This window comes from Roseateles asaccharophilus (assembly GCF_031458115.1).
In the GTDB taxonomy this organism is placed as follows: domain Bacteria; phylum Pseudomonadota; class Gammaproteobacteria; order Burkholderiales; family Burkholderiaceae_C; genus Pelomonas; species Pelomonas asaccharophilus_A.
This window is the reverse complement of record NZ_JAVDXV010000008.1, coordinates 50,876-64,014: the sequence shown is the minus strand read 5'-3', so window position 1 is coordinate 64,014 and position 13,139 is coordinate 50,876. Positions and strand designations below refer to the sequence as shown.

The 13,139-nt window shown below is 63.8% G+C and carries 12 protein-coding genes; 1 reads left to right on the top strand and 11 read right to left on the bottom strand.

What is annotated here, in order from left to right; all coding sequences use genetic code 11:
* Positions 1-6: 6 nt before the first annotated feature.
* The 11 genes from J2X21_RS19320 to J2X21_RS19270 form a co-directional block, all read right to left on the bottom strand.
* The gene (locus J2X21_RS19320) at positions 7-1,704 is read right to left on the bottom strand and encodes a GspE/PulE family protein (RefSeq protein WP_310331337.1); all 1,698 of its coding nucleotides are present in this window, start codon (positions 1,702-1,704) and stop codon (positions 7-9) included.
* Positions 1,701-3,800 (bottom strand): secretin N-terminal domain-containing protein, encoded by a 2,100-nt coding sequence (locus tag J2X21_RS19315; RefSeq protein WP_310331335.1) that lies wholly within the window; start codon positions 3,798-3,800, stop codon positions 1,701-1,703. Before J2X21_RS19315 ends, J2X21_RS19320 begins: the two co-directional genes overlap by 4 nt.
* A gap of 7 nt (positions 3,801-3,807) precedes the next feature.
* Complete coding sequence (locus tag J2X21_RS19310; RefSeq protein ID WP_310331333.1) at positions 3,808-4,257, bottom strand: hypothetical protein; 450 nt, start codon at positions 4,255-4,257, stop codon at positions 3,808-3,810.
* On the bottom strand, positions 4,254-4,859 hold the full coding sequence (locus tag J2X21_RS19305) for a GspMb/PilO family protein (protein WP_310331331.1): 606 nt from the start codon (positions 4,857-4,859) through the stop codon (positions 4,254-4,256). The genes J2X21_RS19310 and J2X21_RS19305 overlap by 4 nt, the downstream gene beginning before the upstream one ends.
* Positions 4,859-6,067 (bottom strand): hypothetical protein, encoded by a 1,209-nt coding sequence (locus tag J2X21_RS19300; protein ID WP_310331330.1) that lies wholly within the window; start codon positions 6,065-6,067, stop codon positions 4,859-4,861. The genes J2X21_RS19305 and J2X21_RS19300 overlap by 1 nt, the downstream gene beginning before the upstream one ends.
* A 73-nt stretch (positions 6,068-6,140) precedes the next feature.
* Positions 6,141-7,097 carry a type II secretion system protein GspK gene (locus J2X21_RS19295; protein ID WP_310331827.1) on the bottom strand — a complete coding sequence of 319 codons (957 nt, stop codon included), beginning with the start codon at positions 7,095-7,097 and terminating at the stop codon, positions 6,141-6,143.
* 41 nt (positions 7,098-7,138) lie between these two features.
* Entirely contained in the window at positions 7,139-7,831 is a 693-nt protein-coding gene (locus J2X21_RS19290) for a prepilin-type N-terminal cleavage/methylation domain-containing protein (RefSeq protein WP_310331329.1), read from the bottom strand.
* Complete coding sequence (locus J2X21_RS19285; protein ID WP_310331328.1) at positions 7,828-8,340, bottom strand: type II secretion system protein; 513 nt, start codon at positions 8,338-8,340, stop codon at positions 7,828-7,830. The genes J2X21_RS19290 and J2X21_RS19285 overlap by 4 nt, the downstream gene beginning before the upstream one ends.
* Before the next feature lies 1 nt (position 8,341).
* Positions 8,342-8,749 carry a prepilin-type N-terminal cleavage/methylation domain-containing protein gene (locus J2X21_RS19280; RefSeq protein WP_310331327.1) on the bottom strand — a complete coding sequence of 136 codons (408 nt, stop codon included), beginning with the start codon at positions 8,747-8,749 and terminating at the stop codon, positions 8,342-8,344.
* A gap of 43 nt (positions 8,750-8,792) precedes the next feature.
* Positions 8,793-9,245 (bottom strand): type II secretion system major pseudopilin GspG, encoded by a 453-nt coding sequence (gene gspG / locus J2X21_RS19275; RefSeq protein WP_310331326.1) that lies wholly within the window; start codon positions 9,243-9,245, stop codon positions 8,793-8,795.
* A gap of 110 nt (positions 9,246-9,355) precedes the next feature.
* Positions 9,356-10,765 (bottom strand): hypothetical protein, encoded by a 1,410-nt coding sequence (locus J2X21_RS19270; protein ID WP_310331324.1) that lies wholly within the window; start codon positions 10,763-10,765, stop codon positions 9,356-9,358.
* Positions 10,766-11,272: 507 nt separating this feature from the next.
* Here J2X21_RS19270 and J2X21_RS19265 point away from each other — a divergent pair.
* On the top strand, positions 11,273-13,138 hold the full coding sequence (locus J2X21_RS19265) for a hypothetical protein (protein ID WP_310331322.1): 1,866 nt from the start codon (positions 11,273-11,275) through the stop codon (positions 13,136-13,138).
* Position 13,139 lies beyond the last annotated feature (1 nt).

Genomic DNA, 13,139 nt, shown 5'->3' with positions numbered 1-13,139 from the left:
GTCACGTCAGGCCTCTCCCGCGCCACCCGTGGCTCGCAGCACTTCGTCCAAGGTGGTGATGCCCTGAGCCACCTTCAACCCGCCCTCCTGGGCCAAGGTCCGGTACCCGCGCTGGGCAGCCATCTCGATGAGCGCCGGCAGCCCGGCATCACGTGCCAGCGCATGCTGCATCTCGGCATCGATCTCAAGCATCTCGTAGATGCCCACCCGTCCGCGGAACCCGGTCTGCTGGCATTCAGGACAGCCGACAGGATGACGCCAGCGCGGTGGCTGTGCTTCGCCATCCTCGCTGCGCAGGTCGTTCAACGCCAGGGCCAACTCGTCCTCGCTCAAGGCCGGAACGGTGTCCGCCGGCTGTGCGCAGCGATCGCACAAGCGCCGGACCAGCCGTTGCGCCATCACCGCCCTCAACGAGGCACCAACCAGGAAGGGCTCCACGCCCATGTCCACGAGGCGGGTCACGGCCGAAGGGGCGTCGTTGGTGTGAAGCGTCGCCAGCACCAGGTGACCAGTGAGGGCAGACTGGATGGCGATCTCGGCCGTCTCGCGGTCGCGAATTTCACCGACCATGATGATGTCGGGGTCGTGCCGCAAGAAAGCCCGCAGGGCCCGCGCAAAGGTGTAGCCGATGTCCGGCTGTGCTTGCACCTGGATCACATTCGGCAACCTGAACTCGACGGGATCCTCGACCGTCAGGATCTTGCGGCTCTGGTCATTGGTGGCAGCCAGCGCTGAATACAGCGTCGTGCTCTTGCCGGCACCGGTCGGTCCCGTCACCAGCACCAGGCCGTTCGCCAGCCCCAGCCAACGGCGGAACTGCCGCAGCTGCTGCGGCCGCAGGCCCAGACGCTCCAGCGACAGATCGGAACGTCGCTTGGGCAGCAGCCGCATCACGATGGATTCACCGAACACGGCAGGAATGGACGAGACCCGCACATCCATCTCGGCGCCTGCGGCGCGCGTGGAGATGCGGCCGTCCTGGGGCAGACGGCGCTCTGCGATGTCGATGCCCGCGATCAGCTTGATGCGTGATGCGACAGCCGGATAGCGATCCATTCCCAGCGTGAGTCGTGTGTGCAACTGGCCGTCGATGCGCAGCCTGACCTCGAACTCCCGCTCGCCAGGCTCCAGATGGATATCGGAAGCCCGCGATTCGACGGCTTGCGCAATCAGGTTGTTGACCCATGCGATCACGGGCGCGTCTTCGGCGAGCTCGCGCAGGGCGCGCTCGTCCAGAGCCTGCATGCTCAGATCACTCTGGCCTAGCCGTTGAACCCAGCGCTGCGCGTCATCGGGGGCGACCAGCCACCAGCGAGCCGAGGAAAGCTCATTGGTCAGCTGAGCGAACTCGCGCACCTCCGCCTCCAACGGGTCGGCGCAGGCGAGCTGCCAACCGGCCTCATCTCGCCAGGGCAGCACGCCCAGGCGCAGCAGCTGCGTCGCGCAAGACTCCAAGTCCTGCAAACCCTGACGCAATGCCGCCTCATCGAACTCGTCGGCCCGCAGCCAGCCCATGCCCAATTGATCGGACAGCGCGGCATAGAGGCGCTCGGCCGTCACGGCGCCCATGCGCATCAACACCGCGCCGAGACGCCCGCCCTGCTCGGCCTGGAAGCGCAGCGCAGCGTTCAGGTCGTCCTGACGAATCTGTTCGCGGGCGAGCAGCAACTCGCCAATCAGCTGACCGGATTGAGATTCGCTCATCGATCCGCGGGCACCGGCTGGGGCTTCAGCTCCGAAGGCGTGAATTTGGTCGGCGGATTGGCCCAGGGGCCGAGGCTCTTGCGGAACGCTTCCGTGATGGCTTCCGCTTCGGCAGAGTCGTTCGCGATGTAGGTCGTGATCAAGATGATCATCTCGCGACGGTTCTTGTTTTTGGTCTCCGACTTGAACAGGCTGCCAATGACGGGGATGTCCTTGAGCAGCGGCACGCCGCTGGCGCCTTCAGAGCCGGATCCATCGATCAAACCCGCGAGGAGCACAGTGGAGCCATTGCGCAAGGTCAGCTTGGTTTCGACCTTGCGTGTCGAGATCGTTGGCGTCGTGGTCAGACCGGTCTTGGTGGTGGCCGGCTGACTGACTTCCTGGGACACGTCGAGATCGATCTGGTCACCGGAATGGATCACCGGCTTGATCTTCAGGATGACGCCGGTCGAGCGGTACTGCACCGTCTGCAGCAGGCCATTGGTATTGCCAGTCACGGGCGTTGTCTGCTGCGCCGTGATGATGGGCACTTCGTCGCCCACCTGGATCGTGGCCGATTCGCCGTTGCGCGCCATCAGACGCGGGCTGGAGAGGATGGTGGCGCGGTTGTCCGTGGCCAATGCATCGATCGCAACGCGGGCTGCGCCGGCCGGATTGAAGATGTTAATGTTGATGCCACCCTCGCTGCCGGCACCACTTCCGGCGCTGACCGAGTAGCCACCGCGCGCCTTCACATGGTCGGTCAACCATTCGAAACCAAGCTTGGTGTCGTTGGTCAGGTTCAGTTCGGCCACCGTGACTTCAATCAGGGCCGACTTGGTGGGCTTGTCCAGGTTCTGCAGCAGCGCCAGGATTTGGCCGAACTCGTCCGGATTGGCCTGGAAGATCAGCGTGTTGCTGGACTTGTCGACCACGACGGAGCTGAGGCGGGTGGCGGCGGCGGCGCCGGCGGCGGCACTGCCGGTTGTCGCAGCAGCCTGGCTGCCACCCGACCCTCCCAGAACGCGGTCTAGCGTGGTGGCCAGTTGCTCGGCATCCTTGTGCTTGACCGCGTAGGTGAACAGGTTCTTGCCGATGCCCCGCTCATTGGGTCGGTCAAGCGTCCGCGCCCATTCCGCCACGTGATTGGCCACGTCCTCCCCCGTGGCGAAGACGAAGACCTGGTTCAGGCTGGAAACAGGCAACAGGATGATCGGACTGCGCAAGCCGCCCGGCGTGATGGCCTGCCCCACCGGATGCACGGCATAGCCTTCCGCGGCCAGCACTTCGGCAAGGCGACGGGCCAGTTCGTCAGCCGACCAGAAGGCCGGCGACAGCGTGAGGGAGCTACGCCCCTTCAACGCCGGTTGATCCAGCACTGCCAACGCATCCAGTGCGGCGCGGACATTGTCCGGATTGCCGCTGATCAGGATGGCGTTGCGCGAAGAGTCCTCCTGCACCTTGACCCGCTCACCGAACAGCGTCCGCAGCCAGTTGCCGACGTCCACTTGACGCACCGACTCCAGAGGGATGAGCTGGAAAATCGGGCGCAACGAGGCGGGCACCGTCGGCAGCGCGGCGCCATAGCGTATGCCGGGCAGATCCCCCTGGCTGGCGTTGTCGGGAACGACGCGCACTAGACCGGCCACGTCGATGACGGACAGGCCGTAGCTCTTGAGCAGCAGCTTCACGGCCGTCTCGATCTGAGCGGCCGTCTGGCCGGTGCCTGCCTTGAAGGTCACCAGGTCCTGGCGAGCCAACACCGGCGCGTCGATGCTGACGTTCTTCTTCAACACGTCGGCATAGACCACCTGGATGAACGTGGGCAAGGCCACTTGCTGCAGGTTCACGGCCGCAAGCACTTCATCCGTGGGCTGAATAGCCGGCGCGGTGACCTCCAGCGGGGCCGTCTTGGTCTCGGGGGCCTTCGGCCCTGGCTTGATCTCGGTTGCCGTGCGTTGCTGGCTGTCCGCCGTCTTGAGCGCGTCACCCGACGGCTGGGGCAGCTGCAGCGGTGGCGGGATTTGAGGTGTCAGCGGCGCGCAGGCGCTCAACACGAGCATGGCCGCCAAGGACGGCATGCCCAGGCGGCGCGGCAGTCTCAGGTCAGGAAACATCAGGTTCTCATTCACGGTAATCGGCTCCCAGCGGAACCTGCTTTTGGCCGACGCGGATCAGCACCTCGCCGTCAACGATGCGGGTGATGCGTTCGCCGCTGGGTACTTTGTCGCCCACACCCAATCGCAACGGCGGCTTGCCGGCCGCGACGAAGCTGATCAACACCTTGCGTTCGCGGTCCCGCCCAAAGATGCCCGCCACGCGCCAACGCCGGTCCTCGGCCTGGGCCGCGGCCGCAGCCGCAGCAGCGGCCACCACGGCAGCCTCGGGCTCGAAGATCGGCGATGCAGCCAGCCCGATGGCTCGCCCGGCTTGATCGGCGCGGGGCGGCAGCTCGGGCAACGCCCAGGCTTCGCGCCGGGCTTGCACCAGATTTGTCTGCTCATCGGTCGCAGGCGAAAGCAGCCAGCCCAGCGCGGCAGCGATGGGGAACAGGATCCAGGGCATCAGCTTCATGGCTTGTTCCCAGGCCGCGCCAGCACGCGCAAATCGATCTCGGCCGTCGCAGGCTGACTCTGGCTGCGCAGGGACACACGCTCGACGACCACGCGTCGCTCTTGATTGCCCATCTCGGCCAGTAGCGCGAACAGCGGCGTGCGCTGCAGCTCGACACTGACTCGGGCATGCAGTTCGACGTAACCCGCTGGGACGTTCGCTGTGCCCTCCGCTGCCTGCTGCTCAGTGCGGACCAGATTGATCTCGCGAACCTTCAGGCCCAGACGCTGCGTGCTGCTGCGCAGCCAGTCCTGCAGTCCGGCTTCCGTCAGCGCGATGTCGGCATCACTCCAGACGGCGACCTCATAGGCCGCCTTCAGCCCGGCGACATCACGACTGCGCTCCGGCCACTGCGTCTCCTTGGACAGCGCGTTGAGTCGGGTCAGCTCAGCGGCGAGGCCGCCATTGCGCTCGGTCATGGCGTCCACTGCATCGAAACCAGCCAGCACCACGTAAAGGCTCAGCAACGCGGCACCCAGCCAAGCGCCCAGGCGGACAACACGAGATTCCTGCCATTGCTCGCGTAATTGCGCGAGAGGCGTCAGTACAGCGTCACGGCTCATCAACGGTTCGGAATGGCATTGAACACATCCGCCGGGGGCATGCCGTTGGCGTCTGGCTTGGCAATGATGGGTTTTGGCGGCCCCGAAGGTTGCACTTTGGGGAGCGGAGCAGCAGGTGCCGCCACGGGCGCGGCTGGCGCTGCGACTTGCGGCGCGGCGGCTACGGGCGCGTTCAGTGCCGCTGTCGCGGCAGCCGGGTTGGGGCCTGTCGCCGCCACAGCGGCAGGGGCAGCTTCGGCATTGGCCGCCGCTGATGGCGGACGCGCACCGGCGATCCGCATTTCCATCACCAGCAGACCGCGCGCGTTGTCCGCACGCACCTCGGCCACATCGGTGAACCAGCCGCCCGCCTGCAGATCCTTCACGATGCCAGCGCGAGTGGCATAGGCCGTCAGCTGAAGACCCAGCCGCAGCTTGTTGCCTTCGAGGTCCAGATCCTTGATCTGCACGCCCGAGCGAGCAAGAGCGTCATGAAGGTGGCCAATGACATCAATGGGCTGCGGCACGGCATACCAAGCGGCGAGCTTCTCCACCTCGCCCAGGGCCGTCGTTGTCGCGTCGCGCGCGCTCAACACCGCCGCCGCAGTCGTCTTGACCTCGGCGATCTGCTCGGCAAGTGCATTGCCTTGGCGATATACGTCCCAGAGCTGATGTCCGAGCGCACCAACGACCACCGAAAGAACCACGGCCCCACCCAACGCCGCGCGCCGCTCCAACCCTGCCGAGGCATCGCCCGACGCATGCAGCGAGTAGTGCTTCGCCCACGTTGTCGCTGCGATTTCCAGCGCATGTGGCGTTGGAACGCTGTGGCCTTCGCCCGCTGCGTCACGTGTGGCGCCGCTGGCGTGAACGAACTCCTGCCAGTCCTGGAAGCTCAGTGGCTTGGCCCACCAGCGGCTCGCGCGCAGCTGACCGTCCTGCCAATGCTGTGCTTCATAGCCGTCAGCCACACGCAGCAAATGCAAACCATCGTCGCGCGCCACCTGCAACAGCGTCTCGGGCAGGACCTGGCAGCGCTCAACGGACAGATCCGCCGCTTGCAGTTGCCGCTCGACCGCTACTGCATCCCAGACGATGGCAAGACCCTCGTCACCCGCAACGACGAGACGGCCGGCCAAGGCGTCAAAGGGCCGCCAAGCTTCCACCTGCAGGCGCAACGCATCGAGGCGCTCGGCAGCCGGAATGCCGCCCAAACGGAACCATCGCATCCTGCAGCGACTGCGTGCGATGACGATCCGGGTTCGAGCCCACCACACCGACCGCGGCGTGGCATCAAAACCATCAAGGCGTAGGAGCGCTTGCAGCTCGCGGGAGTTCGCCGAGGGCCAGGGGAAAAGGGACAGCTGTGATAGCTTCATCCGTGATGATGGACCGCGTGATGCTGTGCTGTTCGGTAATCACCCACGGGCCAGGCTCCCCTGCAGGTACCAACCGGACATTGTACTCAAGCGCTCTTGGTAACCCTGGCGCCCACACCGTGATGCGGCTGTCGTTACCTGGCGCGAACAAGAAGTCATCCGCCTCGAAAGGCAGCCCGGTGAGGCGCTGTGCGGTACGCCCGTCCGACAGCTGATTGGTCTGGCGGAGGTTCAGGATCAGATCGAATTGCGCCGGGTTGGCGGTAGGCAACATCGCCCGCAACACGCTGAGCGGTGCGGTCGCGGGATTCATCGGATGACCGATATCACCACTGAACCAGCGAGCAAGCCGGGAGAGGCGCTCAGGGTCGTCACGCCACAACGGCATCGCCTCCAGTTCGCGCATGCTCACCAACCAGCCGTTGCGAGGCCCGGGCAATCCCAGAGCCTGATACTCGGGGCGTTCCGCGCCATTCAGGCGCCTGAGCACATCAGTGTCAATGTAATCGTCCAGCACATCGATCATGGCCTGCGCGCGTTGCACCGTCACGCCGTCCTGCACCAGCAATGCTGTGAGTGCCTGGCGATCGCCACCATTGATCGCCAGCAAGCCTCTGACGTCCTGCACGGCTACAAAAGCCCCTTCCGCGGTGACGTAGCGACGGCCGTCATAGCGCATCTGGACTTCATGATTGCCGCGCCCTGCGGGCATCAACCCACGTGTGGAGTTCCAGTACAGCGTTGCCGCCAACGCACCGGCACCTGACGCTTTGGCCTGCGCGTACTGGCTGAAGTCCAGCGCGTTGCGGCGCAGGCCATCGTTTCTCTGTGCAAAACGCTGCGCCACCAAGGCAATGACGGCCAGGGCCGCCAAAACCATCAGCAGCACATAGCCACGCTGAGCTCTTGCGCCAACTCGCTTCACTGCTCCATGCTCCGACGCGATGTCCTTCCGGGCTCTGTCACGCTGAGCCGGGTGACGAGCGCACCACCCGCCTCATCACCAAGCTCGATCATGACGGCCACAGGCAAGCGCGGCAGCGCCGCCTGGGCCGCCCTGATGAGATCACTCTCGTACTGCACGTTGATGATGGGCACGGGCGGCGGCCAGTGGTCCTGCCATTCACCATCCCCGCCCAGGAACTTGATGCTGCCGGGCTTGCCCACCCAGGTCAGCAACTCGACAGTCCTGGGCGTGCCCCGCAGCTCCTGTTGGAAAGCGTCTGCCGTCGGTACCTCGCTCAGCAGCAGCCGTTGACGACCTGTTGGCGAATCGCTCTCAAGGCGAATCTGCAGCTTGTTCGAACGCATGCCAGCCAGACCCACAGCCTCGGCGCTTGCCAGCGTCATCTGTCGAGCATCGCCTTGCAGTTGCCGTGGACTGCCCATTTCTTCCACGAAGCTGGACTGGATGAGCCCCCGCAACCACTCCCGGCGCACGGCATCCAACTGGCCCTCGACACCCGAACGCTGCAGCACGCGCTCGACCCTCATGACCTGCTGCATCGCCTGCCAAAGAAGCGCGGAAATCATGGCCAATAAGGCCAGCGTGACCAGCATTTCAACAAGCGTAAAACCACGCTGAGATTGCTGGGAAAACTTGTAGAAATTCACCTTTGCGCTCCCGCGCTGGGTGAGCCAATACTATTTGATACGTTTGGCGAGCCACCCGAGGAATAGGTAGCAAGTTTCCAACCGGTTACCACTTGGACCCAATCCGCCCGTAGGCCGGTGTCGATACGCGTGACGCTGGCCTCCACGCGATAGAGGCCGAGAATCCAGCGCGGCAACAACCCTCCCCCGTAGTCAAACTCGGGCCGCATAGGCTCGATCAGCGTCGCCCGCCAAGCCAAGCGCATCCCGCTGAGCTCACGCTCACCGTCGGGCTCGACGGCCGGGTTGATGGTCGACAGCCACGACACGCCTTCCAGTTGGAGCTGGGAGCGTGCCTGGGACTGCTGCAAGCGGGTCGCCGTCGCTAAGTTCTGGCTGATCCAACTGAACAGGGCCAGGCCGGAGGTCGACAAGATGACGAGCGCCACCACCACTTCCAGCAACGTGAACCCCCTCGAGGTGCTGAGTGAGCACTGACGACGCTGGACTCCCGGACGCTTGCGAATCACCTCACGTCCCTTCAGTCACCCGGCCACTGACCGGCTCGATGGTCCAGACCTCTCGTGCATTTCCGCGACGCAGCTCCAACCGCCCGCCGACAGCAGCGCCGGTCGCACCATAAGACAGCGGCTCCGGCGTTCTCAACAAGATCGTCGCCGGCCCGCCGGGCACCGATGCGGCCAGCGCCGCGGCGTCCAATCTCATTTCCTGACCTGCAAGGAATGCCCTGACCGGCATACCTTCGAGATAGGCCTTCAGATCGGCGCGCCAACCTCGTTCCTGGACGCTATCCAGCCATCCCGCCGCCCTCGGCAGCACGATGCCGGTCGCAAGCGCCATCAACGCGAGGACGACCAGAACCTCAAGCAGCGTGAAGCCCCGCTCTTGTGCAGTGCGTTTCCCGGAGCTCGTGCTCATCAACGAGCGGAAGGACGCTTCACTATGGAGCGCGTGAGCACGATCAGTTGGCAGGCAGCACGCCAAGGTCCTGTGCGTCGCCTTCGCCCCCAGGCTGACCATCCGCCCCCAGCGAGTAGAGCGCGAAGGGCTGACCGTCACGTCCAGGAATCGCATACTGGTACGCCTTGCTCCAAGGGTCCAGAGGCACAGTCTCGTCGAGGTAAGGGCCACGCCAGCGGGTCGCGAGTGCAGGGTCAGCGGGCGCTTTGTTGAGCAGCGTCAGGCCCTCCTGCGCGGTCGGATAGCGTCCGATGTCCAGGCGCAGGTTCTCCACCGCGCCTCGCAACAGCTTGACCTGCGTGGTCGCCGTCGTGGTCTTGCCCTTGTCGACCTGCCTGAACAGCCTCGGCCCCACCAGACCGGCGATCAGGCCGATGATGGCCAGGACTACCAGCATCTCAAGCAAAGTGAAACCGCGCGCGCGCGCCGGCGAGGCCTGGAATTGTCGAAGCATGGTGCAGCAGTGTTGCAAGGGATTCGCAGTTTAAAGGATGGCGCCCACCATGAAAAAAGGGCGCCCGAAGGCGCCCTCTGGATTGCTGAACCGCCGAAGCGATCTGGCAATTAGTACGTCGGGTTGGCGTTGTTGTACGGACGATCCAGGGGGATGTACGAAGCAGCGGCGCCGTTGATGGCTTGCTGGTACACGCCCTTGATCTTGCCGGCCGACGAGTTGATCGTGAAGGTGATCGAACCACGCTTGCTGTTCTTGTCGAACGTGCAGATGTCCGAAGCCGTGATGGCCGTGGTACCTGCGTCCAGCACGCCGCTGCGCTTCGTGCCGTACGTCGGGGTCGTTGCGCCACCCGGGAAGGTGTTGGCTTCGCCGTAGCAAGTGGCCGAGTACGAAGCAGCTGCGCCCGTGTTCTGGAAGAAGAAGCGGGTCAGGTTGCCGTTCGAAGTGTCGTTGTTGAAGAACGCCGAGCGCAGCTCGATGGCGTTGGCCGTCCACACCCACCAGTTGGCATTGCCCGACAGAGTCTGGTCAGCCACGCCCGACAGAGCCGGATCCACAACAGCGGAGACGCCGAAGGTACGCGAGGTGCCCAGCGACTTCGTGGCAGCGGTCCTCAGGCGAACCTGAACCGTCGAGTTGCCGGTGGCTTGGAAAGCCGTACCAGCAGCGTTGAACGTGGCCGTGGCCGAAGAACCCGAACCAGCAACGGCGACACCAGCGGCGTTACCACCGTTGACGACGACCGACGAGTTGGTCATGTCCAGGCCGTCTTGGTCACCAGTCACCGTGAAGGTGATCTTGGTCACGTCGACGTGGGCGTTGAACAACGTACCGCCGGCGTTCGTCAGCGAACCGTTGACGTTGACGACGAAGTTGGCTTCAGCGACCAGGTTGGTGTCACCGCCCTGAGCGATGAAACCGAACAGCGGGCTGTTGCCACCGTTGAACAGCACGTCAGCCGACGTGTTGTTGTCTTGGGCAGCGACCAGCGTCACAGCGCGGAAGCTCTTGGCGACCACGTTCACCAGGTCATTGGAGTTGTCGATGCGGGCGGTTTCGCCCAGATCGAAGAAGCCCACGCCGATGCTTTCGGTAGCGCCTTCGGTGGCAAGCGAGTGATTCTGCAAAACCAGACCGGTCAGGGTCAAAGTGGCGTTGTCAGCAGCGACAAAGTTCGCGCTAACGTCAACTTCGTAGACGCACTCGGTCGTCGAAGCACGCTTCTGCGAAACCGCAGCAGCGCCGGAACCGCTACCGTTGCTGAACACCAGCGCCGGGCAGGTGCCGCTGAACTTCGTGGACGCGGATTGCGGACGCACAACCACGGTGAAGTCCTGAGCGGTGGTGCGAGCGACGCCGATGGTCGTCACGATGGAATCCAGCGTGACAGGCGTCGTGTTGGTGATGGCCTCCAAGGCGTAATTGCGCTGGGTAGCCGTTTGGGTGCCCGCGAAAGCGGAAGTACCGCAGGCCGCGGCGGCCGCCACAGCAAGGGCCTTGATGGTGAAGCTCTTCATCTTGATGAACTCTCCGGATCGTTGTTGCAACAAAAATCAAACACTAGGACTTAGCGGGACATCGCTCATCAGCACGCCGCACTGGATGATTGCTCTGCCCTGTGGCTGCAACAGTCACCAATACGGCGACCACTGCGTCGACTTGAGCTCCGTCCCGCCTCCCCCACCTTGCTTGCGACCACAAAGCATGGCCTCAACTCAGCAGGTTGGCAGGCAGCATAGCAGACGATTTAGTCAAGCCTTGCAAACCTTGCAAGTCGACAGTCGGGGTTTACCCCTTTCCATGTTGCATTCACGCATCAAGGAAAGCGTGAGCCATTTGAGAGTAACCGAACACCCCGACTCAATCGCCAAATTCGTCACAGACGACAAAGAAATAGCCAACCGCAACCCCTGGAGGATCGGGTTGGTCTACGGAGAAGGCGTCCGTTGAGGTGCCGATAAACTCGACCCCTTTGGCCCACCTGACGTGTCGACTGCGCGACATCGTTTCAAGACGCATCTGCAATGACCGCTCCACAAGAAAACGACATCGAGAGCCTGCTCGACCGACTCGAGCGCGCTGTGTTCCAGCGCCAGACCAAGGAAGGCGTCGCATTGCTGCTGCAGCTTCTGCAGGCAATGAGCACCACGCGCTCACCCTATGGAATCCTGCCGCCCAGCGCCTCCCCCGAAGAGCGGCGCGCCGCCTACACGCGGATCGCCGCCATGATCTCGGCGCTGATCTGCAGCCCCGATTTCCTGATCGACCTGGGCCAGATTGATTTCCTGTCAGGCCGCAAGCCGATGCTGGAAGCCATCTTCGAACTCAGCGGCTATGAAGGGCCCTTCCACCTGCTGAGCTACAACGGCCAACGCAATGCCGACGGCGGCGTCACTCTGCGGGCCAACCAGGTGTTCGTGCTGTCGTTGTTCTATTCGCTGGATGCGTTGCCGCCCGAGCTGATGCAAGGCGTGCTGAAGCTTCCTGCCGACCAACTGCTGCCGCTGATGGTCGGCTGGTTCACGGCGCCGTTCGTGCATCACGCCCGGGGCGAGGAGAACCGCAGCATCTTGATCGAACACTGCGCCAAGATTGAATCGGCCAAGCCGACGCAGGGCATCATCCAGGCGATGACGTCGGCGTGGATGCACTGCAGCTATGCAGATCATGTCCGCAAGCACGAGATCAAGCGCAGCCTCAACGAAGTGTGGCGCGGGCTCGCCAAGCTCGGCGGGCTCAAGTCCCACTGTTCGCCACGTCAGCTGACCGATCGCCCCAAACTGCTGATCTGCGCAGAGCGCATGAGTGCGGGCCATGCCATGCACCGCAGCTATGCAGCTGGCCTGAAGCAGTTGCGCTCCAAGTTCCACACGGTGTGCATGGCGATGACCGGATACATCACGGCAGACACGCACGACCTGTTTGATGAAGTTTCGATCCTCGAAGCGGGCATCCCTCTTCAGGAGATCGGCGCGCGCATCGTCCGACTGCAACCGGACGTCATCTACTACCCGAGTCTCGGGATGTCCGAGTGGACGCAGTTGGTCGCCAACCTGCGCTTCGCGCCCGTTCAGCTGATGTCGCTGGGCCACCCCGCGCCGGCGATGTGCGACACCATGGACTATGCGCTGGTCTCGCCCGGCGTCGGAGAGGTTTCATGGGAGTACGGCCGCAAGGTGGTGGAGATGCGAGCGACGCCTCCCTTCGAGCCACACGATGATGTTCTGGCCCATCAAGTGGACCGGGAGAAGTTCAACGACGGCCGCTTGCACCTGGCCGTCAACAGCTCGCTCATGAAGCTGTCGCCACGGTTCCTGGCCCTGTGCGAGCGCATCGAGGCGGAATCCCCGCGCCCCATCCACTTCCACTTCTTTGCATCGGCTGCGGGCGTCATGTATGACCGCATTCGCCAGGTCTTCGAACGACGCTTCCGTTACTTCACGCTGGAGCCGTCACGCACGTACGGCGGCTTCTTGAAGGTGCTGGAACGATGCGACGTCGCGCTCGCAGCCTTCCCGTTCGGCAACACCAACAGCACGGTGGACACCTGTCTTGTTCATGTGCCGACGGTGGCCTATCGCGGCAACGAACCGTTGAGCATCTTTGACCGGGACGTGCTGCGAATGGCAGGCATGCCCGACTGGTTGGCCTGCGACACCGACGAGGGTTACTTCCAGACGGTCATGCGGCTCATCAACGATGAGGCATTGCGGGCCGAATTGGTCGAGCAGCTTAAAATGAGCGACCTTCGCGAGAAGATGTTCGAGTGGCGGGCGTCGGAGGACAAAACGTCCTTTGTGGATGCGATCGAATGGATCTACCGCAACCACGAGACCTTGATGGCAAGTTCGGCGCATGTGATGCGCGCCGGTGAGCCCATTCCAGCCTAAT